Below are 23,458 nucleotides of genomic sequence, written 5' to 3'. Positions count from 1 at the left end.
GTAAGGCGGGGGCTCGCTGCTGCGTCACAATATAGGGGTGTCTCCCTATCCGCTCGACCTGATCGGCATCTTCGTCTTCGCGATCTCCGGCGCGCTGCTGGCCGTCCGCAAGAACTTCGACGTCTTCGGCATCGCCGTCCTCGCCGAGGTGACCGCGCTCGGCGGCGGGCTCTTCCGCGACCTGGTCATCGGCGCCGTACCGCCGGCCGCCTTCACCGACCTCGGCTACTTCGTCACCCCGCTGCTCGCCGCCCTCCTCGTCTTCTTCCTGCACCCCCACGTGGAGCGCATCCAGGCCGGGGTCAACGTCTTCGACGCCGCCGGCCTCGGCCTGTTCTGCGTCGCGGGCACGGCGAAGGCGTACGACTACGGCCTCGGCCTGACCGCCTCCCTCGTCCTCGGCCTCGCCACGGCGGTCGGCGGCGGTGTGCTGCGGGACGTCCTCGCCAACGAGGTGCCCTCGCTGCTGCGCTGGGACCGCGATCTGTACGCCGTGCCCGCGATGGTCGGCGCCGGGATGGTCGTCCTGTGCATCAGCCAGGACGCCCTGACCCCGGTCACCTCGGCCCTCGCCGCGATCACGGCCTTCGTGCTGCGGCTGCTGGCGATGCGGTACCACTGGCGGGCGCCACGGGCCTGGAACCGGCGGTCGGCGGCGGTCGAGGAGGGGTGAGGGATAAAGCTACCGCTTAGTAATCACCTGTTGTACGGTTCACCCATGCCCGAAGCAGCTTCCGTACAGGCCACCGTCGGCGACAGTGAGTTCGACCGGGACACCGCGGTCACCCGACGCGCACCCGGCGTCTACGACATCGACCTCTCTGCCGGCTGGACCATCATCGGTGCCGTCAACGGCGGCTACCTCCTCGCCGTCCTCGGCCGCGCCCTCGCCGACGCGCTGCCGCACGGCGACCCCTTCACGATCTCCGCGCACTATCTGACCGCCTCCCAGCCGGGCCCGGCGGTCGTGCGCACGGACGTCGTCCGCACCGGCAGGACCCTGTCGACCGGCCAGGCGTCCCTCTTCCAGTACGACGACGCGGGCCGCGAGATCGAGCGGATACGGGTCCTCGCCTCCTACGGCGACCTCGACGCGCTCCCGGACGACGTCCGCACGACGGCGACGCCGCCCGCGATCCCGCCGGTCGAGCAGTGCTTCGGCCCGCAGGACGCGCCCGGCCCCGTCCCCGGCGGCTCCGCGATCACCGACCGGCTGTTCCTCAAGCTGGACCCCGCGACCCTCGGCTGGGCGCTCGGCGCGCCCTCGGGCAAGGGCGAGATGCGGTCCTGGTTCGGTCTGGCCGACGGCCGGGACGCCGACCCCTTCTCCCTGCTCCTCGCGGTGGACGCGCTGCCGCCGACCGCCTTCGAGATGGGCCTGAAGGGCTGGGTCCCGACGGTCGAGCTGACCGTCCACGTCCGGTGCCGCCCGGCGCCGGGCCCGCTCCGGGTCGCCATCACCACCCGCAACCTCGCCGGCGGCTTCCTGGAGGAGGACGCGGAGGTCTGGGACAGCGCGGACCGGCTGGTCGCACAGTCCCGGCAACTGGCCCGCGCGAGACTGTCGGACTGAGGCGGCCGGGCCGGCGCGTCGGGGAGGACTTTGCCGTTCGCACAGCGTCGGCACAGCGCGTACCCGAGGGAGCCCCAAGTCGCCTTGCTTCGATGCCGCTCACGAACTCCTCATCGTTCTGGAGCTACCTCTCATGAAGCACGCGCGTCTCGTCCCCGCCGTCGTCCTGCTGGCGGCCGCACCCCTCTTCCTGGTGGCGTGCGGCTCCGGCGACACCTCGTCGTCCACCTCGGGCAACGGCTCCTCGGGCGGGCAGACCTGCCAGGCCCCGTCGGGTGCTCCCTCCGGCCGGCCTACCGCGCAGGGGCAGGCCCCCTCCGGCGCCCCCTCGGGCGCTCCCTCGGACCGGCCTTCCGGTGCGCCGAGCGGAGGCCCCGGCGAGGGCGGTCCCCACGGTGGTCCCGGTGGGGGCTGCGGCGGGGAAGGCGGTCAGCCGGGCCAGGGCGGCCGGGCCCCGAGCGGGGCGCCCCGTCAGGAAGCGTCGGCCTCGGCCTCGGCGTCCAAGGACGGCTGACGACTGACGGCGACGGGACGGGACGGAGCGAGAAGCGGACGGACAGGGCGCCCCCGAGCACGGGGGCGCCCTCGTGGTGTCGCGGCGGCTCAGTCCAGCCAGTGACGGCAGCCGATGCTGATCAGCCGCATGCGGCGGCTCGCCAGCCGGGTCACCCGGACGCGCTCCTCCTCCGGAGCGTCCAGGGCCGCCAGGAACAGCGAGGCGGTCACCAGCATCTGATCGACGTACAGGCCCGCCAGCATCAGCCGGTCGTCGTCGGTCCACCCGGCCGTCTCCGGCCGTGTGGCCAGATCGTCGCGCACCTCCTCGGCGAACCGGGCCAGTTGCCCCTGGATGGCGTCCCGCACCGGCTGGACCCCGCTGTGCCGTTCGCGTGCGATGAACCTGACGTGTGCGGGGTACGCGTCCACATGGCGGGCGATCAGATCGACGGCGCGCTCGATGAGTTCGTCGCTGTCGCCCACCGCCGACATCAGATCCGCGACCACCGCGTGCAGACTGCCGAGCACCTCCTCGACCAGCGCGACACCGAGGTCCGCGGTCGACCGGAAGTGCCGGTAGAAGGCGGTGGGGGCGACGCCCACGGCCCGGGTGACCTCGCGCAGTCCGAGGCTGCTGAGGCTCTGCTCCTCCAGCAGGCCGAGCGCGGCGTCCATGAGCGCCTGCCGGGTCCGCTGCTTCTGGACCTGCCGGACGCCGAGAGTGTGACTCATGCCATGCAGTTAACAACTGTTCTCCGTAAATGAAAAGCCGGGCGGCGCGCTAGACTTGGGAGTCAGTGAACAGTTGTAACCACAATCGTTCACCCAAGCGTCACCGGACCGACCGGACCGACGAACCGAAACGAGAGGCGGGTCCCTCATGCTGTTCCTGGTCGCCGCACTGCTGCTGCTGGGTGTCGTCCTCGGCACCGTCGCCCATGTGCCGATGGCCGTCTCGTCCGCCCTGGCCGCCGGGATCGCCCTCTGGCTGGCAGTCTTCGCCTACCGCGAGCGCCACGCCCGCCGCGGCCGCGCCACCGACTGACCGGCCGGCACGTCCGACCGCCAGGCCCGCCGACCGCCCGCCATCGCCCCGCCGTTCACCGACCCGCCGTTCCCCGCGAACGACCGTCCCCCGAGAGCCCCGTAGGGAGCAGACCGACCATGCAGCTCACCGCCGCACGTCCGCAGACCGGAACCACCACCACCCGCACCCGTACCGGGGTCCGGGACGCCGACGGCATGGCCGTCGCCTCCTTCGTCCTCGGCCTCCTCGGGCTGCTCGTCCTCAACCTCTTCCTCGGTCCCATCGCCATCGTCCTGGCGGCCGTCGCCCTGAAGCGCGGCACGACGCGACGGGGCCGTGCCTTCCTCGGTCTCGGGCTGGGCGTCGCCGACCTGGTGGTCCTGGCCGCGCTGATGCAGAGCACCGACACGGTCTCCTGGAGCTTCTGAGGCGGAGCCGGGTGCCGCCCGGACCGAGAGCACCCCGAGGCCACCTGTACAGGGCCCCGTAGAATCGGCTCACCATGGCTTACCTCGACCACGCGGCGACCACCCCGATGCTCCCCGAGGCGGCAGAGGCCCTGACCGCCCAGCTGAGCGTCACCGGCAACGCCTCCTCGCTGCACGCCTCCGGCCGCCGAGCGCGGCGTACCGTCGAGGAGGCCCGCGAGACCCTCGCCGAGGCCCTCGGAGCCCGGCCGAGCGAGGTGGTCCTCACCTCCGGCGGAACCGAGGCCGACAACCTCGCCGTCAAGGGCCTGTACTGGGCCCGCCGCGCCGCCGACCCGGCCCGCACCCGGGTCCTCGCCAGCCCCGTCGAGCACCACGCGGTCCTCGACGCCGTCCACTGGCTCGGTGAACACGAGGGCGCCACCGTCGAGTACCTCCCCGTCGACGCGTACGGCAGGGTCCACCCGGACGCGCTGCGCGAGGCCGTCGCCCGCAACCCCGACGACGTGGCCCTCGCCACCGTCATGTGGGCCAACAACGAGATCGGCACGATCATGCCGGTCCGTGAACTCGCCGATGTGGCCCAGGAGTTCGGCGTCCCGCTGCACGCCGACGCGGTCCAGGCGTTCGGTCAGATCCCGGTCGACTTCGGCGCCTCCGGCCTCGCCGCCATGACCGTCTCCGGCCACAAGGTCGGCGGCCCGTACGGCATCGGCGCGCTGCTGCTGGGCCGTGAGTACAGCCCCGTCCCCGTCCTGCACGGCGGCGGCCAGGAGCGCCACGTCCGCTCCGGCACGCTCGACGTCCCGGCCGTCGCCTCCTTCGCGGTCGCCGGACGGCTCGCCGCCGAACAGCACGCGTGGTTCGCCCGGGAGATCGGCGCCCTGCGCGACGCCCTGGTCGAGGCGGTCCGTACGGCGGTGCCGGACGCCGTCCTGGGCGGTGACCCGGCGCCGGGGGGACGCCTCCCGGCCAACGCCCACTTCACCTTCCCCGGCTGCGAGGGCGACTCCCTGCTGCTGCTGCTCGACGCCCAGGGCATCGAGTGCTCCACGGGCTCCGCCTGCACCGCCGGGGTCGCCCAGCCGAGCCACGTCCTCCTCGCCACCGGCACCGACCCCGAGCTGGCCCGCGGCACCCTCCGCTTCTCCCTCGGCCACACCTCCACCGAGGCGGACGTCGAGGCGGTCGTCAAGGCCATCGGCCCGGTGGTGGAACGCGCCCGCAACGCGGGCCTGAGCTGAGCGGCGCCGGGCGCGCCACCGGTCGGCGCCGGGCGCGTCACGGCATCGGCCTGCGCCCGTCGCGTCAGGCGGAGGCCGACGCCTCGGCGGCCGCCGCCGCGCGGACCAGCTTCATGTAGCGGTCCCAGTCCCAGCCCTCACCGGGGTCGGTGTGGTCCGTCCCCGGCACCTCGACATGGCCGAGGATGTGCTCACGGTCGACGGGGATGTCGTACCGCGCGCAGATCCGGGCCGTCAGCCGCGCCGACGCCTCGTACATCTCCGCGGTGAAGTCCTCGGGCTTCTCCACGAAGCCCTCGTGCTCGATGCCGACACTGCGCTCGTTGTAGTCGCGGTTGCCCGCGTGGTAGGCCACGTCCAGCTCGCGGATCATCTGGGTGACACGGCCGTCCTTGCGGACGATGTAGTGCGCGGCCGCGCCGTGCGCCGGGTCCCGGAAGACCTTGACCGCGCTGGCGAAACTGCCCTGGGTGACATGGATGATCACCATGTCCACGCCGAAGTCGTCCGGCCGGTCCGCCAGCCGCCAGTTCGCGTCCGACGCCTCGATCCACTTCGCGCCCGCGTAGTCGACCTCGCCCGCCTTGCGCGGCTTCGAGACACCGGGCACCCGCCACCAGGCGCGCTTCAGCTCGTCCTGGGCCACCACGGCCGTACCGACGGCGGCCACGGCCGTGCCGATGAGCAGCGCCCGCCGCCCGACGCGCCGGCCCGTGTCCCCGCCCCCGGAGGCGCTCGCGCCGCCGCCCCCGGATCCGCTCTTCGAAGCCCTTCTCGTTCCCACGAGACCGTCAACGGATATCCGCGGGTTCCGGTTCCCGGCGCCCCGTACCCTGGAAGGGTTATGACTGAGATCTCGCAGCGCCCCCGCCCCCTCCGTGTCCTCGCCGCCATGTCCGGCGGGGTCGACTCCGCCGTGGCCGCCGCCCGCGCGGCGGAAGCCGGGCACGACGTGACGGGCGTCCACCTGGCGCTGTCCGCCAACCCGCAGTCGTTCCGGACCGGCGCGCGCGGCTGCTGCACGATCGAGGACTCCCGGGACGCCCGCCGCGCCGCCGACGTCATCGGCATCCCCTTCTACGTGTGGGACCTCGCCGAGCGCTTCCGCGAGGACGTCGTCGAGGACTTCGTCGCCGAGTACGAGGCCGGACGCACCCCGAACCCCTGCCTGCGCTGCAACGAGAAGATCAAGTTCGCGGCCCTGCTCGACAAGGCCCTCGCCCTGGGCTTCGACGCCGTCTGCACCGGCCACTACGCCCAGGTGCTCGTGCGCGAGGACGGCACCCGGGAGCTGCACCGCGCCTCCGACATGGCCAAGGACCAGTCGTACGTCCTCGGCGTGCTCGACGACCGGCAGCTCGCCCATGCGCTGTTCCCCCTCGGCGACACCGTGACGACGAAGGACGAGATCCGCGCCGAGGCCGAGCGCAGGGGGCTCGCCGTCGCCAAGAAGCCCGACTCCCACGACATCTGCTTCATCGCAGACGGCGACACCCAGGGCTTCCTCGCGAACCGCCTGGGCCGCTCCGAGGGCGACATCGTCGACGAGTCCGGCACCGTCCTCGGCACCCACGAGGGCGCGTACGGCTACACCATCGGCCAGCGCAAGGGCCTGCGCATCGGCACGCCCGCCCCCGACGGCAAGCCGCGCTACGTCCTCGACATCTCCCCGGTGAACAACACGGTGACGGTCGGCCCGGCGCCCTCCCTCGACGTCGAGGCCCTGACCGCGATCCGCCCCCGCTGGTGCGGCGCGGCCCCCACCGGCCCCGGCATCTACACCGCCCAGCTCCGCGCCCACGGCGGCGAGACCGAGGTCCGCGCGGAACTGGTTGACGGCACCCTGGAGGTCGCCTTCACGGAGCCGGTCCGCGGGGTGGCCCCCGGCCAGGCGATCGTGCTGTACGACGGCACGCGCGTCGTCGGCTCCGCGACGATCGCCTCGACCACGCGCGCGGGGGCGGCTGTTTCCTAGGGCCGCGACCACGATCGCCCCTCCCCGGGTAGCCGTCCCCGCGTCCGGGCCGCAGGCTGCTTGGTGAGCTTCGAGCTCTTCCAGGAGGCCCTGGCGGGCCGCAGGGGGACGTAGGAGGTCGCCATGACAGCCACAGATCCGGCAGGACAGACGGGCCCGCCCCGAGGCCCGTCCCCGGACCCGTCGCAGCACCCGGATCCGCCCCGGGACGCCCCTCGTGATCCGTCCCGGGAAGCGCCTCGCGGCCCCTCGCGGGAAGCGCCTCGTGATCCGTCGCACGACGGGTCCCGTGATCCGCTCCGGGACGCGTCACGCAACCGGCGGAGTCTCGGACACCGGATGCGGTACGCCCTGCGCCACCCCCGGCGTGTGCCCGCGCACGCCCGTCGGGTCGCGCGGGACACCTGGCTTCAGCTCAAGCACCGCGACCACATCTCCTACTACCGGGCCGTCATGGCCGCGGACACGTCACGCAGCCCCGAGGCGGCCGTCGGGCACAACCCGTCCGTCGAGAAGTGGGAACGCATCGGCCGGATGCAGTTCGACTACCTCCTGCGGCACGGTCTGGAGCCCGGGCACCGGATGCTGGAGATCGGCTGCGGGAACCTGCGGGCCGGGCGCCTGTTCATCGACCACCTGGACACCGGGAACTACTACGGCATCGACATCTCGCCGGCCATCCTCATGGAGGCCCAGCGCACCCTCGCGCGGGAGGGCCTGCAGTCCAAGCTCCCCCATCTCGCGCTCGTCGCCGACCTCACGTTCGCCTTCCTGCCCGCCGGCCACTTCGACGTCGTCCACGCGCACAGCGTGTTCTCCCACTCGCCGCCGCACGTCATCGAGCAGTGCCTCGCGCACGTCGGCCGCGTCCTCGCCCCCGGCGGGTACTTCGACTTCACCTTCGGCCGCACCGAAGGTGCCGAACACCAGGTGCTGCACGAGGACTTCTACTACCGCACCGAGACCCTCGTCGACCTGGCGCGCACCCACGGCCTGTCCGCCCGGCTGATGGACGACTGGGAGGACCTGCCGCACCGGCAGTCCAGGATCCGCGCGACGCTCGCCGCGGAAGCCGGCGGACGAGCGGACCCCGAGGGCGGCTCCGCCCCCTAACGTGGACCCATGAACATCTGCGTCTTCCTCTCCGCCGCCGACCTCGACGACCGCTACACCCGCCCCGCGAAGGAGTTCGCCACGCTCCTCGGCAAGGGCGGGCACACCCTGGTGTGGGGCGGCTCGGACGTCGGGCTGATGAAGGTGGTCGCCGACGGCGTGCAGGAGGCGGGCGGCAGGCTGCTGGGCGTCTCCGTCGAGTTCCTGGCGGCCAAGACGCGGCCGAACACGGACGAGATGGTGATCGCGCGGGACCTCGCCGAGCGGAAGCGGCTGCTCCTGGAGAAGGCCGACGCGGTCGTCGTCATGGTCGGCGGGACCGGCACGCTCGACGAGGCGACCGAGATCCTGGAGCTGAAGAAGCACGGCCACACCGAGATGCCGGTCGTCCTGCTCAACACCGCGGGCTTCTACGACGGCCTGAAGGAACAGTTCCGGCGGATGGAGGACGAGGGCTTCCTGCCCCGCCCGCTCACCGACCTGGTCTTCTTCGCCGAGGAGCCGGTCGGGGCGCTGGCGTACCTGGAGGAGAGCCGGGGCGTGGCCTGAGACGTTTCCCGTCCCGCTCCGGTGATGCGAGCATGACCGCATGGCTACTCATGTGATCACCGGGGCGGGTTCCGGCATCGGCGCGGTCGTCGCCCGACGGCTGCACGAGCGCGGGGACGACCTCGTGCTGCACGCGCGCGACGCCGGACGCGCGAAGGAACTGGCCGCGCAGTTCCCGGGGGCGAGGACGCTGGTCGCCGATCTGGCGGACCCGGACAAGATCTCCTGGGCCTTCTCCCACCAGAGCCTGCCGGACCGGGTGGACTCGCTGTTGCACATCGCGGGCGTGGTCGACCTCGGCCCGGTCGGCGAGCTGACCCCCAGGACCTGGCGCCACCAGCTCAACGTCAATCTCGTCGCCCCCGCCGAACTGACCCGCCACTTCCTGCCCCAGCTCCGGGCCGCCCGCGGCCATGTGCTCTTCGTCAACTCCGGCGCGGGACTGAACGCGCACGCGGACTGGTCGGCGTACGCCGCGTCCAAGCACGGGCTCAAGGCACTGGCGGACTCCCTGCGGTGGGAGGAGCACGGCAACGGGGTGCGGGTGACCACGGTCTACCCCGGGCGCACCGCCAGCCCCATGCAGGCGAAGGTGCACCAGCAGGAGGGCAAGGAGTACGACCCGTCCCGCTGGATCGCCCCCGAGTCGGTCGCCACGACGATCCTCATGGCGTTGGACCTGCCCCGCGACGCGGAGGTGAACGACCTGACGGTCCGCCCGGGAGCGTGAGGGCGCTGCCGGGTGGGGGCGTGGTCGGGTGCGGCTGCGTGGGGGCTGGTCGCGCAGTTCCCCGCGCCCCTGAAAAGCAGGGGCTGCGCCCCGTGCTTTTCGGGCCCGCAGGCCGGTTGACTTTCAGGCCCGCAGGGGCCTGATGTTTTAGGGGCGCGGGGAACTGCGCGAGAAGCCCCACGCACCCGCACCCGACCACGCACCCCCAAGGGAACCGTAGGCTTCGGGGCGTGAGCGAAGACATCAGTTTCGGGCCCGCCACCGGCGTGGGGTCCATGCCCGGCGGGGACGCCCGAGAAGCCGCCAAGACAGTCACCGGCACCTTCGAGTGGCCGGAGACAGGCATGGCACACCTCCCCGAACTCCCCGCCCGGGGCCCCGGCGCCGACATGATCGGCAGAACCGCGGGGATGCTGGTCGAGCTGTACGCGCGCGTGGAACCCAGCGGCTGGCGGCTCGGCGACCGCCCGGGCCGCGACACCCGCCGGGCCCGCTCGTGGCTGGGCGAGGACCTGGACGCCCTGGAGGAGTTCACCCAGGAGTACACCGGCCCGCTGAAGGTCCAGGCCGTCGGCCCCTGGACCCTCGCCGCCGCCCTGGAACTGAGGAACGGCGAGGTGGCCCTCTCCGACCCCGGCGCCTGCCGGGACCTCGCCGGCTCCCTCGCCGAGGGCCTGCGCCAGCACCTCGCCGAGCTCCGCCGACGCGCCCCGCGAGCCCAACTCGTCCTCCAGCTCGACGAACCCTCCCTCATCGCCGTCCTGCGCGGCCAGGTCAGGAGCGCCAGCGGCTACCGCACCCACCGCGCCGTCGACCGTCAACTCGTCGAGGCCACCCTGCGGAACGTCGTCGACGCGGCACAGGGCGCGGTGATCGTGCACTCGTGCGCCCCCGACGTCCCGTTCGCGCTCCTGCGCCGCGCGGGCGCCGCCGGGATCTCCTTCGACTTCTCGCTGCTCACCGAACGTGACGACGACGCGATCGGTGAAGCGGTCGAGGGCGGAACCAAGCTGCTGGCCGGTGTCGTGCCGACCACGGAGGGGGCATTGTCGGACCCTGCCGGTAGCGTCATGGGTGTCAGGACGCTGTGGCGCAGGCTGGGACTGCATCCGGGGCTTCTCGCGGACGCGGTCACACTCACTCCGGCGTGCGGGCTCGCGGGGGTCTCCCCGGCGTACGCGCGCGCGGCGCTCGCCCACTGCGTCAAGGCGGCGAGATCCCTCGCGGACAACCCAGAGTAACGGGAGGACGACACGGTGGCCGGCGACAAGGACGCACAGCCCACATCGGTACCCGCCGAGGCGGCGGTGCCCGCCGAGGCACGCGAGAAGCACGCGCGGCTCGCCGAACAGATCGAGGAGCACCGCTTCCGGTACTACGTGAAGGACGCCCCCGTCGTCAGCGACGCGGAGTTCGACGAACTCCTGCGCACCCTGGAGGCGTTGGAGGACGAGTACACAGAGCTGCGCACCCCGGACTCGCCGACGCAGAAGGTCGCCGTCGAGTACGAGACGGACCTCGCCGAGGTGGAGCACCGCGAGCGCATGCTCTCCCTCGACAACGTCTTCGACGACGAGGGGCTCGCCGCCTGGGCCGAGCGCGTCGCCAAGGACGTCGGCACCACCGACTACCACCTGCTGTGCGAGCTGAAGATCGACGGCCTCGCGGTGAACCTGACCTACGAGGACGGCCGCCTCACCCGCGCCGCCACCCGCGGCACCGGCCGGACCGGCGAGGACATCACCCCCAACGTCAGGACGATCGCGGAGATCCCGCACCGGCTGAAGGGCGACCGCGTCCCGCGGCTCGTCGAGATCCGCGGCGAGGTCTACTTCCCGATGGAGGCGTTCCAGGGCCTCAACGAACGCCGCGTGGCGGCCGGCGAGAAGCCGTACGCCAACCCCCGCAACTCCGCCTCGGGTTCGCTGCGCCAGAAGGACCCCAAGGTCACGGCCACCCTGCCGCTGCACATGGTGGTCCACGGCATCGGCGCCCTGGAGGGCTTCGACGGCGGCTTCACCCGCCTCTCCGAGGCCTACGACCTCCTCAGGTCCTGGGGCCTGCCCACCGCCGAGCACAACCGGGTGGTCGACGACCTCGACGGCGCACGGGAGTTCATCGCCTACTACGGCGAACACCGCCACTCCGTGGCGCACGAGATCGACGGCGCGGTCGTCAAGCTGGACGAGATCCGGCTGCAGGGCCGGCTCGGGTCGACGGCGCGCGCACCCCGCTGGGCCATCGCGTACAAGTACGCGCCGGAAGAGGTCAACACCAAGCTCATCGACATCAAGGTGGGCGTCGGCCGCACCGGCCGGGTCACGCCGTACGCCCAGGTCGAGCCGGTCACCGTGGCCGGCTCGGAGGTCGAGTTCGCCACCCTCCACAACCAGGAGGTCGTCAAGGCCAAGAACGTCCTCATCGGGGACACGGTCGTCATCCGCAAGGCCGGTGACGTCATCCCCGAGATCCTCGGCCCGGTCGTCGACCTGCGTGTCGAGGGAGAGACCCGCCGGTTCGAGATGCCGACGGAGTGCCCTGAGTGCGGGACGCCGCTGCGCCCGATGAAGGAGGGCGACATCGATCTGCGGTGCCCCAACGCCCGCAGCTGCCCCGCCCAGTTGAGGGAGCGCGTCTCCTATCTGGCGGGCCGGGAGTGCCTGGACATCGAGCACTTCGGCGGGGTCGCCGCCGCGGCCCTCACCCGGCCGCTGGAGCCCGCCGACCCGCCCCTGGTCGACGAGGGCGACCTCTTCGACCTCACGGTGGAGAAACTGCTCCCCATCAAGGCGTACGTCCTGGACGCGGACAGCGGTCTGCCCAAGCACGACCCGAAGACGGGCGAGCCGAAGGTCGTCACGGTCTTCGCCAACCAGAAGGGCGAGCCCAAGAAGAACACCCTCGCGCTGCTGCAGAAGATCGAGGAGGCCAAGAGCCGCCCCCTCGCCCGTTTCCTCAACGGGCTCTCCATCCGCCACGTCGGACCGGTCGCCGCCCAGGCCCTGGCCCGCGAGTTCCGCTCGATCGACCGGATCGAGCAGGCCACGCAGGAGGAACTCACGGCGGTCGACGGCGTGGGCGCCATCGTCGCGAAGGCCCTGGAGGAGTGGTTCGCCGAGGAATGGCACCGCGAGATCATCCGTAAGTGGAAGGCGGCCGGTGTCCCCCTGGAGGACAGGGGAGCCGGCGAGGACGAGGGACCCAGGCCCCTCGAAGGACTGACGGTCGTGGTCACCGGCACACTCGAACACCACACGCGCGACGGGGCCAAGGAGGCGCTGCAGAGCCGGGGCGCCAAGGTGACCGGCTCGGTGTCGAAGAAGACCTCGTTCGTCGTGGTGGGCGAGAACCCGGGCTCCAAGCACGACAAGGCGATGCAGCTCAAGGTGCCCGTCCTGGACGAGGACGGCTTCGCCGTGCTGCTCGAACAGGGCCCGGACGCGGCAGCGGAAGTCGCGCTCCCGATCGAGGAGTAGGGGTTGAAGACCACCCGTTCGGCGCATACCAGATGCATACGGGTGGCCGGTCGCATTCGGGCAACCGACGTCGACCGCTGCCCGTGAAAGCCTTGTGCGGCCTACTGTTGAGGTGTGCGCCTGCCGTGCCCGGACGCGTGGCGGGTTTGTGGACGCGGTGCCGTTGAGGTCGTCGAGAGCAACGGGCCGCGTGGCGTGGGCACCGCCGGCTGTGAGAGGGACGGGTATGGAACCGACCGAGAGCGTCGCCCCGGACTCACGGCTGCGCCTGCGCCGGGTGTCCGGGGCCTGGCGACGGGGGCGCTTCCTGCTCACGGGGGGACGCCCGTCCGAGGGAAGCCGGGAGGACACCTCCGGACGGACGGTGGTGCGGTCCGGGACCGCTACGGCATGGCCGCCGGGGCGTGCGGGCACGAACGCGCCCGGCCCCCTCGTCCCCGGTCCGGCCCAGCTCCCCTCCGGCACCACCGCCGGCACGGGCGGGGCACCCGTCGTCACCGGCGCGCTCGCCGAGGGCCGCGGACACGGACTGCCGGGCCACGACGCCGACCGGCACCTGACGTGGCCCGCGCTGCCCGCCGTGATCGTGGGCCTCGCCGGCGCCGTTCTCGGCGCCGGTTTCTACCGGGCGTTCGCCGGGCCGCACGCCCTCTTCCCGGCCGGCACGGTCGGCTGGTCCCTCGCCCTCCTGACCGGCATCATCGTCGGCCACCTCGTCGCCATGGGCCGCGCCCGCTGGTGGGGCGGCACCGGCTCCGGCGCCGCCCTCACCCTCGCCGTCCTGCTGCTCTACGGCTGGGTGGCCGCCGGGATGGTCAGCCTCACCGTCGTCGTCCTCGTCGGCGTCGCCCGCCGGGGCCGCTGGCGTCAGGGCGTCCTGCACGGGGCGGTCGACATCCTCGGCATCGGCGCCGGCGCGCTCGTCCTGCGGGTGTTCGGCCGCGTCCCGTCGGTGGAGCGGCCCTGGGACCCGGACAGCTGGAACCTCTACTCGGCGCCCCAGGTGGCGCTGGTCGCCGTCGCCTATCTCTTGGTCAGCCGTGTGCTGCTCTGGCACCTGGCCGCACCGCGCGGCGGACTGCCCACCGTCGCGCGGACGGCCCTGGTCAGACAGGGGCTCGTCGCCGTCGCGCTGCTCGGCATCGCGCCCCTCGTCTGTGTCGTCGCCCTGGCCAAGCCCCTGCTGCTGCCGCTGTTCGCCATCCCCCTCATCGCGCTCGACTCCACCCTGTGGATAGCCCGCGCCCGCGCCGAGGAACAGCTGCGTGACCCGCTCACGGGTCTGCCGAACCGGCAGTGGCTGCTGGAGCGGACCTGGACCGCGCTGGACGACGCCGAACGCATCGGGGCGCGGTCGGCGCTGATGCTGATCGACCTCGACCGCTTCCGGTCCGTCAACGACACGCTCGGGCATCTCGCGGGCGACCGGTTGCTGTTGCAGATAGCGGACCGGCTCCGGGCCGCCCTGCCCCGCGGAGCGGAGGCCGCGCGGCTCGGCGGCGACGAGTTCGCCGTACTGCTGCCCGTCGCCGACTCCACGACGTCCGCGTCGCGGGTCGCCCGCAACCTCGTCGCCGCGCTCGGCTCACCGCTCGACCTCGACGGGCTCACCCTCGTCCTGGAGGCCAGTGCCGGGCTCGCCGTCTTCCCCGACCACGCGGTCGACGCGGAGGGGCTGCTGCGGCGGGCGGACGTGGCGATGTACCAGGCGAAGCGGGACCGTACGGGCGTCGAGGTCTACGAGTCCAAACGGGACTCGAACACCCCGGACCGGCTCGGTCTGCTGGGCGACCTGCGACGCGCGCTCGACGCGCACGAGGTCGAGCTGCACTACCAGCCGAAGGTCCGCTTCGACGGGCAGGTCGCCGGCCTGGAGGCGCTGGTGCGGTGGGTGCATCCCGAGCGCGGCAAGGTGCCGCCGGACGAGTTCATAGCGATCGCCGAGTCCTCCGGGCTGATGCCGCATCTGACGGAGTACGTGCTGGAGACCGCGCTGGGGCAGGTGGCACGGTGGCGTGCGCAGGGGCTGCACGTACCGGTGGCGGTGAACGTGTCCCCGCGCGACGTCCACACCCCCGGCTTCGCCGGCGCGGTGGCCGCGCGGCTCGCCCGGCACGGGGTGCCCGCCGGGGCGCTGCAGCTGGAGATAACGGAACACGTGCTGCTGGAGGACCCGCAGCGCGCCGCGGACACCCTCGCCGGGCTGACCGGGCACGGCGTGAAGATGTCGCTGGACGACTTCGGCACCGGGTACTCGTCCCTGGTGCATCTGCGGCGGCTGCCGGTGAGCGAGCTGAAGATCGACCGGTCGTTCGTGGCCCGGCTGGCGATCGACAACGAGGACGCGGAGATCGTGCGCTGCACGGTCGATCTCGCGCATTCGCTGGGGCTGCTCGTCGTCGCGGAGGGCGTCGAGGACGACGAGACGTGGGAGCGGTTGCGGGATCTGGGGTGCGACGCGGTCCAGGGGTGGCTGGTCGCCGCCGCGATGCCTCCCGAGGAGGCCACGGCGTGGCTGCGGGCACGGGGGTCCCGGGGGTGGCAGCGACCGGCCGCGGCGTTGCCTGCGGCGGTGGAGGGGGACGGCGCCTGACAGCTCGGGGGTGCGGCTCCGGTGGAGGGGGACGGCGCCTGACAGCTCGGGGGTGCGGCTCCGGTGGAGAGGGACGGCGCCTGACAGCTCGGGGGTGCGGGTCTCGTCGGCGGGTGCGGCTCCGGTGGGGCTTCTCGCGTAGTTCCCCGCGCCCCTGAAAAGCCGGGGCTGCGCCCCGAGCTTTTCAGCCCCGCGGCTCCGTGGCCCTTCAGCCCCGCAGGCCCGTCGCTTGTCAGGCCCGTAGGGCCTGGTCTTTGAGGGGCGCGGGGAACTGCGCGGGAAGCCCCACGCATCCGTATTCGCCGGCGTACAAGTGCCCCCGAGTCATGAGGCGCCTCGGCGCAGCGGCGCGGCCCCGTCGCTTGTCAGGCCCGTAGGGCCTGGTCTTTGAGGGGCGCGGGGAACTGCGCGGGAAGCCCCACGCATCCGTATTCGCCGGCGTACAAGTGCCCCCGAGTCATGAGGCGCCCCGGCCCAGCGGCGCGGTGAGCGCCCCGCGCCCCCTAGGATTGGCGCCAAACCACACACACTCACCCCAGAGGATCGCTGCATGCCTGGCATTACGCGCGAGGAGGTCGCCCACCTCGCCCGGCTGGCGCGTCTGGAGCTGAAGCCCGAAGAGCTCGAACACTTCGCGGGTCAGCTGGACGACATCATCGGCGCGGTCGCCCGCGTCAGTGAGGTCGCCGACCAAGATGTACCACCGACCTCGCACCCGCTGCCGCTGACGAACGTCATGCGCGCGGACGAGGTCCGTCCGTCGCTCACCCCCGAGCAGGCGCTCGCCGCCGCCCCGGCCCAGGAGCAGCAGCGTTTCAAGGTGCCGCAGATCCTGGGGGAGGACTGATCACGTCATGACCGACAGCATCATCAAGCTCACCGCGGCGGAGATCGCCGCGAGGATCGCCGCCGGTGAACTCACCGCCGTGCAGGTCACCGAGGCCCACCTGGCCCGGATCGAGGCCGTCGACGAGAAGGTGCACGCCTTCCTGCACGTCGACCGCGAGGGCGCCCTCGCCCAGGCCCGCGCCGTCGACGAGAAGAAGGCCAGGGGCGAGAAGCTCGGCCCGCTCGCCGGTGTCCCGCTCGCGCTCAAGGACATCTTCACCACGGTCGGCATCCCGACCACCGTGGGCTCGAAGATCCTGGAGGGCTGGATCCCGCCGTACGACGCCACGCTCACCAAGCGCCTCAAGGACGCCGACGTCGTCATCCTCGGCAAGACCAACATGGACGAGTTCGCCATGGGGTCGTCGACGGAGAACAGCGCGTACGGCCCGACCGGCAACCCCTGGGACCTCACCCGCATCCCCGGCGGCTCCGGCGGCGGTTCCTCCGCCTCCCTCGCCTCCTACCAGGCACCCCTCGCCATCGGCACCGACACCGGCGGCTCCATCCGTCAGCCGGCCGCCGTCACCGGCACGGTCGGCGTCAAGCCGACGTACGGCGCGGTCTCCCGCTACGGCATGGTCGCGTTCTCCTCCTCCCTCGACCAGGGCGGACCCTGTGCCCGCACCGTGCTGGACGCGGCGCTGCTGCACGAGGTCATCGCCGGTCACGACCCGCTCGACTCCACGTCCATCGACGCCCCGGTCCCGCCGGTCGTCGAGGCCGCGCGCAACGGCAGCGTCGCCGGGATGCGGGTCGGTGTCGTCAAGCAGTTCCGCGGCGAGGGCTACCAGGCCGGTGTGGTCCAGCGGTTCGACGAGTCCGTCGCGCTGCTGAAGGAACTGGGCGCCGAGATCGTCGAGCTGGACTGCCCGTCGTTCGACCTGGCGCTGGCCGCGTACTACCTGATCGCGCCGAGCGAGTGTTCGAGCAACCTCGCCCGCTTCGACGGGCTGCGCTACGGCCTGCGGACCGGCGACGACGGCACGAACTCCGCCGAGACGGTCACCTCCCTCACCCGTGAGGCGGGCTTCGGCCCCGAGGTCAAGCGCCGCATCATGCTCGGCACGTACGCGCTCAGCTCCGGCTACTACGACGCGTACTACGGCAGCGCCCAGAAGGTCCGTACGCTCATCACGCGGGACTTCGAGAAGTCGTTCGAGCAGGTCGACGTCATCGTCTCGCCGACCACGCCCACCACCGCCTTCCCGATCGGCGAGCGCGCCGACGACCCGATGGCGATGTACCTGGCCGACCTCTGCACCATCCCGACCAACCTCGCGGGCAACGCCGCGATGTCCCTGCCCTGCGGCCTCGCGCCGGAGGACGGGCTCCCGGTCGGACTGCAGATCATCGCCCCGGCGCTGAAGGACGACCGTCTTTACAAGGTCGGCGCCGCCGTCGAGGGCGCCTTCGTGGAAAAGTGGGGGCACCCGCTTCTCGAGGAGGCTCCGTCGCTGTGAGCAAGACACTGTCCAAGGCCAAGGACTTCCAGAAGTCCAAGTCCGGTACGTACGTGTCCATCGCCACCACCGCCTTCGGCGCGTGGGGCATCGCCAAGCGGATCAGGAAGGCTCGCGCCGAGCAGGACACGCTGCGGCTGATCGACGCGTCCGTGGCCGCCATCGGCATCGTCACCGGCCTCGCCGTTCTCTACCGCGAACTGAAGCGGCTGGGCGACGACGACGTCCTGCTGGGCTGAGAGGGAAGTAAGACCGTGACCACCACGACCGACCTGGTGTCGTACGAGGACGCGCTGGCGTCGTACGACCCCGTCATGGGCCTTGAGGTCCATGTCGAACTCGGCACCAAGACGAAGATGTTCTGCGGCTGCTCGACCGAACTCGGTCAGGACGCCAACACGCAGACCTGCCCCACCTGCCTCGGCCTGCCCGGCGCGCTCCCGGTCGTCAACGCGATCGGCGTCGAGTCGGCGATCAAGATCGGTCTCGCGCTGAACTGCGAGATCGCCGAGTGGTGCCGCTTCGCCCGGAAGAACTACTTCTATCCGGACATGCCGAAGAACTTCCAGACCTCCCAGTACGACGAGCCGATCGCCTTCAACGGCTACCTCGACGTCCAGCTGGAGGACGGGGAGACCTTCCGTGTGGAGATCGAGCGCGCCCACATGGAGGAGGACACCGGCAAGTCGACGCACGTCGGCGGTGCGACGGGCCGTATCCACGGCGCCTCGCACTCGCTGCTCGACTACAACCGTGCCGGCATCCCCCTCATCGAGATCGTCACCAAGCCGATCGAGGGCGCCGGCGAGCGGGCTCCCGAGGTCGCCAAGGCGTACGTCCGTGAGCTGCGCGAGGTCATCAAGGCGCTCGGCGTCTCGGAGGCCCGCATGGAGATGGGCCAGATGCGCTGCGACGTGAACCTGTCGCTGCGCCCGCACGGCCGCGAGAAGTTCGGCACGCGTTCCGAGACGAAGAACGTGAACTCGCTGCGGTCCGTCGAGCGTGCCGCGCGCTTCGAGATCCAGCGGCACGCGGCCGTCCTGAACGACGGCGGGACGATCATCCAGGAGACCCGGCACTTCCACGAGGACACGGGGTCCACGACCTCGGGCCGTGTGAAGGAGGAGGCCGAGGACTACCGGTACTTCCCCGAGCCGGACCTCGTTCCGGTGGCCCCCTCCCGCGCATGGGTCGAGGAGCTGCGGGCCGCGCTGCCCGAGCTGCCGCTGGTCCGCCGCAACCGGCTCCTCGCGGAGTGGGGCGTCTCGGGCACCGAGATGCAGGCGATCCTCAACGCAGGCGCCCTGGACCTCATTGTCGCCACCATCGAGGCCGGGGCGGATGCCGCCTCCGCGCGCAAGTGGTGGATGGGCGAGCTGGCCCGCAGCGCCAACGAGTCCGGCAGCGCGCTGGACGAGCTGGCGATCACGCCGGAGCAGGTCGCCCGGGTCACCGAGCTGGTCACCAAGGGCGACCTGAACGACAAGCTGGCCCGGCAGGTCATCGAGGGCGTCCTCGCGGGCGAAGGCACCCCGGACGAGGTCGTCGACAAGCGCGGTCTGAAGGTCGTCTCCGACGAGGGCGCCCTGGGTGCCGCCGTCGACGAGGCCATCGCCGGCAACCCGGGCATCGCCGACAAGATCCGCTCCGGCAAGGTCGCCGCGGCCGGTGCCCTGGTGGGCGCGGTCATGAAGGCCACCCGCGGCCAGGCCGACGCGGCCCGCGTCAAGGAGCTGATCCTGGAGAAGCTGGGCGTCACCGAGGGCTGAACGCACGGCGGTTCCACCGCGTATCCCCGAGGGCGGCACATCACGGCGATGGGCCGTCCTCGGGCATGCGCAACGGCGGTGACGCGGGGTGACAGAGTGGCGGCATCTGTCCTGTGAGGTGGCTCCCATCCGGTGTGAGGAGACCCTCAAAGGGGCCAAACGATCACATTGTGGTGCAACAGTTGCCAGGAATCGCTCATGCCTCCCCCCTCAGGAGCACGATCCGTGGCAGCCCTTGCGCGCTGGTGTGTCCGGCACCGTCTCGTCGCCGTCCTTCTGTGGCTTCTCGCCTTCGCGGGCACGGCCGCCGGAGCCGCCGTGGCGGGAGCCGCGTACTCCAACGACTACGGGACCCCCGGAACCGAGTCCAGCCGCGCCACCGACCTGCTGAACCAGGGCTTCCCGGGCGTCAGCGGCGACAGCGCCACCGTCGTCTGGCACACGGACAAGGGGTCCGTCCGGGCCGCCGCCGTCGAGCAGACGATGACCCGGACCCTCGACCGCATCGCCGTCCTGCCGGGCGTCGCCGCCGTCACCGACCCGTACGACGGCGCAGACGGCGGCCGGATCAGCGCGGACGGCCGTACGGCGTACGCCACCGTCACCTTCGACAAGCCGGCCGAGGACGTGGACAAGGCGCAGGCCGAGGCCGTCGTCGACGCCGCGAGGGCCGCGGACCGCGACGGGCTCCAGGTGGAGCTGGGCGGCACCTCGATCGGGCTCACCGAGACCTCCGGCGGCCACCTCGCCGAGATCGTCGGGGTCCTCGTCGCCGCCGTGGTCCTCTTCCTGGCGTTCGGCTCGCTCGCCGCCAGCCTGCTGCCGATCGCGACCGCCCTGGTCAGTGTGGGCACCGCCTATGCGGGGATCACGCTGCTCGGGCACGCGATGACGGTCGCCGACTTCGCGCCCATGCTGGGCACCCTGATCGGCCTCGGCGTGGGCATCGACTACGCGCTGTTCATCGTGACCCGGCACCGCCGGGGCCTGAAACGGGGTCTGCCCGTCGAGGAGGCCGCGCGGAACGCGGTCGCGACGACCGGGCGGGCCGTCGTCTTCGCCGGTGCCACGGTCTGCATAGCCCTGCTGGGCATGCTGATCCTGCGGCTCGGTTTCCTCAACGGCGTGGCGATAGCCGCCTCGCTCACCGTGGTCCTCACCGTCGCCGCCTCCGTGACGCTGCTGCCGGCCCTGCTGTCGTTCATCGGCATGCGCGCCCTCAGCCGCCGCGAGCGCCGCCGCCTCGCCGAGCACGGCCCCGAGCCCGAACTGCCCACCGGCTTCGCCGCCCGCTGGTCCGCCTTCGTCGAACGGCACCCCAAGAAGCTCGGCGCGATCGCCCTGGTCGTCATGACCCTGCTCGCCCTGCCCACCCTCGGACTGCGCCTCGGCACCTCCGACCAGGGCAACGACCCCGCCACGACGACCACCCGCCAGGCGTACGACCTCCTCGCCGGGGGCTTCGGACCCGGCGTGAACGGCCCGCTCACCCTCGTCACCAAGGTCGACGGCGCCGCCGACAAGCTCGCGCTCGACAACCTCGACACCACGCTCCGGGCCACCGAGGGCGTCTCGGCCGTCACTCCGGTGACGTACAACACCGGCGGCGACACCGCGTACCTCACCGTCGTCCCCGACTCCTCCCCGCAGTCCGCGAAGACCAGTGCACTGGTCGAACGGCTGCGCGACGAGGTACTGCCGCGCGCCGAGACCGGTACCACCCTCGATCTGCACGTCGGCGGGGTGACCGCCGGGTACGACGACTTCGCGGACGTCATCGTCGGCAAGCTGCCGCTGTTCGTGGGCGTCGTCATCGGCCTCGGGTGTCTGCTGCTCCTGCTCGCCTTCCGGTCCATCGGGATACCGCTCAAGGCCGCCGCGATGAACGTGGCCGCCGTCGCCGCGGCGTTCGGTGTCGTCGTCGCGATCTTCCAGTGGGGCTGGGGGAGCGAACTGCTGGGCCTCGGCCGCGCCGGACCGATCGAGCCCTTCCTCCCCGTGATCATGGTCTCGGTCCTCTTCGGGCTCTCCATGGACTACCAGGTCTTCCTGGTCAGCCGGATGTACGAGGAGTGGCTGGAGACCGGCGACAACCGCCGCGCCGTCCGGGTGGGCCTCGCCGAGACCAGCCGGGTCATCAACTCCGCGGCGGTCATCATGATCTCCGTCTTCCTCGCCTTCGTGCTCAGCGGCGACCGGGTGATCGCGATGTTCGGCATCGCGCTGGCCGCAGCCGTGGCCCTGGACGCCTTCGTCCTGCGCACCCTCCTCGTCCCCGCCCTCATGCACCTGCTCGGCGGCGCCAACTGGTGGCTGCCCCGCTGGCTCGACCGGCGCATGCCCCGGATCAGCATCGAACCGCCCGAATCCCGTGCCGCCCATGAGAGGCTCGCGGACGTCGTGGTGGAAGAGCTGGAACGGGAACAGGAACAGGAGCGGCCGAAGGATGTACGCGATATCCCTGGGTGACGACGGGGCCGAACTGCGGCCGCTGGAACCCTGGCACGCCGAGGAGTTCCTCACGCACCTGGACCGGGGGCGGGACTTCATCAACGCGTACGTCCCCTTCGGCCAGAGCGCCAAGGACACCGACGGTGCGCGCGCCGTCCTCCAGCGGTACGCCGACATGCGCGCCGCCGACACCGGCTCCCTGCACGGCATCTGGCTCGACGGCACTCTCGTCGGCGGCGTCCTCTTCCTCAACTTCGACGCGGAGAACGCCAACTGCGAGGTCGGCTGCTGGCTGGAGCCCGCCGGCACGGGCCGGGGGCTGGTCACGCGCGCGATGCGCGTCCTCATCGACTGGGCCGTCGACGTCCGCGCGATCCACCGCGTCGAGTGGATCGCCGCCTCGGGCAACACGCCGAGCCTGAACGTGGCACGGCGGCTCGGCATGGTCAGGGACGGTGTGCAGCGGGAGAGGTATCCCCATCGGGGGGTCCGGCACGACGTGGAGATATGGTCCGTCCTGGCGCCCGAATGGCGCGCGGCACGTGATCGCGAGGCTCACAGCGATCATTAAGAAACCTCTCAGACAACATTCGTACGGTGCGAGGTATGGGAACCACAACAGTTGACGAGACCGGTGCCGGCACGGGCACCGAGGCCACGAACGACGACGCGCCGGTGAAGACCGCCGACGTCACCGAGGACGACGCGGCGAAGGAGCAGGACCGCACGGCCGCGACGGACACCGGCGACACGGTCGAGGGCGACGGTTCCGACGAGGCCGGAGAGGTCGACGACGCGTTCCCGCCGGCCGTCGCCAGGGCGACGCCGGGTGTGGGGCAGGGTGCCGCCGGCATCGTGTCCGTGGTGCTGGGCCTGGTGTCGCTGACCGGCGGCTGGGTCGGCACGGTCGCCTCCGCGCGCGAGGAGATCACCGGCCAGCTGGAGATGCAGGCCGCGTCGAACGCCACCGTCGCCACACAGCTCCAGGCCGTCTACGGAGACGCCTGGCACGCTGCCGCGCTGTGGGGCGGCGTGTTCGCCCTGATCGGGCTGATCGTCGGCGTCGCCGTGCTGGTGCGGCCCGCGTTCGGGGACCCCGACCAGGTGCAGGCGCCGTGGATCAAGTCGGTGGCCTGGGCCGGTGTCTCGGTCGGCTTCATCGGGCTGGTGCTCGCCGCCCTGAAGTACTCCGACCTGCTGCTGGCGCTGCCGAGCACCTGACGCCCGCCGCGGCGGGACGGTTTCTGAGGGGCCTTAGGCCCGTCGTAGGCATCCCTATGACGGACCTAAGGCCCCTCGCGCGTCCAAGATGCGGAACTCTCCCGATGTGGCCGCCCCGCCTGGGAGACGAAGGTGGAGTCATCGCAATCAGCGAGCCGAGACCGACTCTTCACCAGGGGCACGAGATGTTCGAGTACGAACTCCAGCAGATCCGATCCGCGGAACTGATCCGTGCGGCGGAGCACCACCGTCAGGTACGCGAGGCCCTCCGCGCCCGCCGCGCGGCCGCACACGACTCCAGGACGGCGGCGAGGTCCGCCGACGGGGAAGGGGACAAGGACGCCGAACGGTCGGTGGTGGGAGAACGGATACGCCGACTCCGCTTCCTCCGCACCGCGTGAACGGAGGGCGGGGCCACGTGGCCGCCGCCCCCGGCCGCGGGAAGGCCGGGCGTGGCGAG

23 protein-coding genes are annotated in these 23,458 nt (G+C 72.0%); 21 read left to right on the top strand and 2 right to left on the bottom strand.

Translation table 11 applies throughout. The features are described from left to right. The first annotated feature begins 37 nt into the window (after positions 1-37). The 3 genes from PYR72_RS16030 to PYR72_RS16020 all read left to right on the top strand — a co-directional run bounded on the left by PYR72_RS16030 (position 38) and on the right by PYR72_RS16020 (position 2,087). Positions 38-673, top strand: a complete 636-nt coding sequence (locus tag PYR72_RS16030) for a trimeric intracellular cation channel family protein (RefSeq protein ID WP_275455975.1) — start codon at positions 38-40, stop codon at positions 671-673. A 45-nt stretch (positions 674-718) separates the two neighbouring features. Beyond that, positions 719-1,573, top strand: coding sequence for a thioesterase family protein (locus PYR72_RS16025; RefSeq protein ID WP_275455974.1), 855 nt, complete (start codon positions 719-721; stop codon positions 1,571-1,573). 133 nt (positions 1,574-1,706) lie between these two features. Then, positions 1,707-2,087 (top strand): hypothetical protein, encoded by a 381-nt coding sequence (locus PYR72_RS16020; protein ID WP_275455973.1) that lies wholly within the window; start codon positions 1,707-1,709, stop codon positions 2,085-2,087. Positions 2,088-2,176: 89 nt separating this feature from the next. Here PYR72_RS16020 and PYR72_RS16015 read toward each other — a convergent pair whose 3' ends face one another. Continuing rightward, positions 2,177-2,803, bottom strand: coding sequence for a TetR family transcriptional regulator (locus PYR72_RS16015; protein WP_059084417.1), 627 nt, complete (start codon positions 2,801-2,803; stop codon positions 2,177-2,179). 148 nt (positions 2,804-2,951) lie between these two features. Between PYR72_RS16015 and PYR72_RS16010 the strand changes: the two genes are divergently transcribed. The 3 genes from PYR72_RS16010 (at position 2,952) to PYR72_RS16000 (ending at position 4,770) form a co-directional block, all read left to right on the top strand. Further along, positions 2,952-3,116 carry a hypothetical protein gene (locus PYR72_RS16010; RefSeq protein WP_275455972.1) on the top strand — a complete coding sequence of 55 codons (165 nt, stop codon included), beginning with the start codon at positions 2,952-2,954 and terminating at the stop codon, positions 3,114-3,116. Positions 3,117-3,235: 119 nt separating this feature from the next. Next, positions 3,236-3,526 (top strand): DUF4190 domain-containing protein, encoded by a 291-nt coding sequence (locus PYR72_RS16005; RefSeq protein WP_275455971.1) that lies wholly within the window; start codon positions 3,236-3,238, stop codon positions 3,524-3,526. Positions 3,527-3,600: 74 nt separating this feature from the next. Beyond that, entirely contained in the window at positions 3,601-4,770 is a 1,170-nt protein-coding gene (locus PYR72_RS16000; protein ID WP_275455970.1) for a cysteine desulfurase family protein, read from the top strand. 64 nt (positions 4,771-4,834) lie between these two features. On the opposite strand, the gene PYR72_RS15995 is transcribed toward PYR72_RS16000, so the two are convergent. After that, positions 4,835-5,554, bottom strand: a complete 720-nt coding sequence (locus PYR72_RS15995; RefSeq protein ID WP_059084420.1) for a peptidoglycan recognition family protein — start codon at positions 5,552-5,554, stop codon at positions 4,835-4,837. Positions 5,555-5,614: 60 nt separating this feature from the next. Between PYR72_RS15995 and mnmA the strand changes: the two genes are divergently transcribed. From mnmA to PYR72_RS15920, 15 genes are all read left to right on the top strand, one after another. After that, on the top strand, positions 5,615-6,745 hold the full coding sequence (gene mnmA, locus PYR72_RS15990) for a tRNA 2-thiouridine(34) synthase MnmA (RefSeq protein WP_275455969.1): 1,131 nt from the start codon (positions 5,615-5,617) through the stop codon (positions 6,743-6,745). A 339-nt stretch (positions 6,746-7,084) separates the two neighbouring features. Then, positions 7,085-7,858 (top strand): class I SAM-dependent methyltransferase, encoded by a 774-nt coding sequence (locus tag PYR72_RS15985; protein WP_275455968.1) that lies wholly within the window; start codon positions 7,085-7,087, stop codon positions 7,856-7,858. A gap of 9 nt (positions 7,859-7,867) precedes the next feature. Continuing rightward, positions 7,868-8,407 carry a TIGR00730 family Rossman fold protein gene (locus PYR72_RS15980; RefSeq protein ID WP_275455967.1) on the top strand — a complete coding sequence of 180 codons (540 nt, stop codon included), beginning with the start codon at positions 7,868-7,870 and terminating at the stop codon, positions 8,405-8,407. Positions 8,408-8,447: 40 nt separating this feature from the next. Continuing rightward, a complete protein-coding gene (locus PYR72_RS15975; protein ID WP_275455966.1) occupies positions 8,448-9,137 on the top strand; it encodes an SDR family oxidoreductase in 690 nt (229 codons plus the stop codon). Between the two features lie 230 nt (positions 9,138-9,367). Beyond that, complete coding sequence (locus tag PYR72_RS15970) at positions 9,368-10,378, top strand: methionine synthase (RefSeq protein ID WP_275455965.1); 1,011 nt, start codon at positions 9,368-9,370, stop codon at positions 10,376-10,378. Positions 10,379-10,393: 15 nt separating this feature from the next. Continuing rightward, a complete protein-coding gene (ligA, locus tag PYR72_RS15965; RefSeq protein ID WP_275455964.1) occupies positions 10,394-12,613 on the top strand; it encodes an NAD-dependent DNA ligase LigA in 2,220 nt (739 codons plus the stop codon). A 226-nt stretch (positions 12,614-12,839) separates the two neighbouring features. After that, positions 12,840-15,206: a bifunctional diguanylate cyclase/phosphodiesterase gene (locus PYR72_RS15960; RefSeq protein ID WP_275455963.1), complete on the top strand. Its 2,367-nt coding sequence runs from the start codon at positions 12,840-12,842 to the stop codon at positions 15,204-15,206. Between the two features lie 550 nt (positions 15,207-15,756). Further along, positions 15,757-16,053: an Asp-tRNA(Asn)/Glu-tRNA(Gln) amidotransferase subunit GatC gene (gene gatC, locus PYR72_RS15955; RefSeq protein ID WP_013000507.1), complete on the top strand. Its 297-nt coding sequence runs from the start codon at positions 15,757-15,759 to the stop codon at positions 16,051-16,053. Positions 16,054-16,060: 7 nt separating this feature from the next. Next, positions 16,061-17,557 carry an Asp-tRNA(Asn)/Glu-tRNA(Gln) amidotransferase subunit GatA gene (gatA, locus tag PYR72_RS15950; protein WP_275455962.1) on the top strand — a complete coding sequence of 499 codons (1,497 nt, stop codon included), beginning with the start codon at positions 16,061-16,063 and terminating at the stop codon, positions 17,555-17,557. Then, a complete protein-coding gene (locus PYR72_RS15945) occupies positions 17,554-17,796 on the top strand; it encodes a hypothetical protein (protein WP_013000505.1) in 243 nt (80 codons plus the stop codon). The genes gatA and PYR72_RS15945 overlap by 4 nt, the downstream gene beginning before the upstream one ends. 15 nt (positions 17,797-17,811) lie before the next feature. After that, on the top strand, positions 17,812-19,326 hold the full coding sequence (gene gatB / locus PYR72_RS15940) for an Asp-tRNA(Asn)/Glu-tRNA(Gln) amidotransferase subunit GatB (protein ID WP_275455961.1): 1,515 nt from the start codon (positions 17,812-17,814) through the stop codon (positions 19,324-19,326). A 225-nt stretch (positions 19,327-19,551) separates the two neighbouring features. Further along, a complete protein-coding gene (locus PYR72_RS15935; protein ID WP_275455960.1) occupies positions 19,552-21,795 on the top strand; it encodes an MMPL family transporter in 2,244 nt (747 codons plus the stop codon). After that, positions 21,773-22,348, top strand: a complete 576-nt coding sequence (locus tag PYR72_RS15930) for a GNAT family protein (RefSeq protein ID WP_275455959.1) — start codon at positions 21,773-21,775, stop codon at positions 22,346-22,348. The genes PYR72_RS15935 and PYR72_RS15930 overlap by 23 nt, the downstream gene beginning before the upstream one ends. Positions 22,349-22,383: 35 nt before the next feature. Next, on the top strand, positions 22,384-22,998 hold the full coding sequence (locus PYR72_RS15925; protein ID WP_275455958.1) for a hypothetical protein: 615 nt from the start codon (positions 22,384-22,386) through the stop codon (positions 22,996-22,998). A 185-nt stretch (positions 22,999-23,183) separates the two neighbouring features. Beyond that, entirely contained in the window at positions 23,184-23,399 is a 216-nt protein-coding gene (locus PYR72_RS15920; protein WP_275455957.1) for a hypothetical protein, read from the top strand. The last annotated feature ends 59 nt before the right edge of the window (positions 23,400-23,458 follow it).

This window comes from Streptomyces sp. VNUA24, assembly GCF_029167005.1.
GTDB lineage: Bacteria > Actinomycetota > Actinomycetes > Streptomycetales > Streptomycetaceae > Streptomyces > Streptomyces scabiei.
Note: the sequence above shows the minus strand (reverse complement) of the source record. Positions and strands in the feature narration are given on the sequence as shown.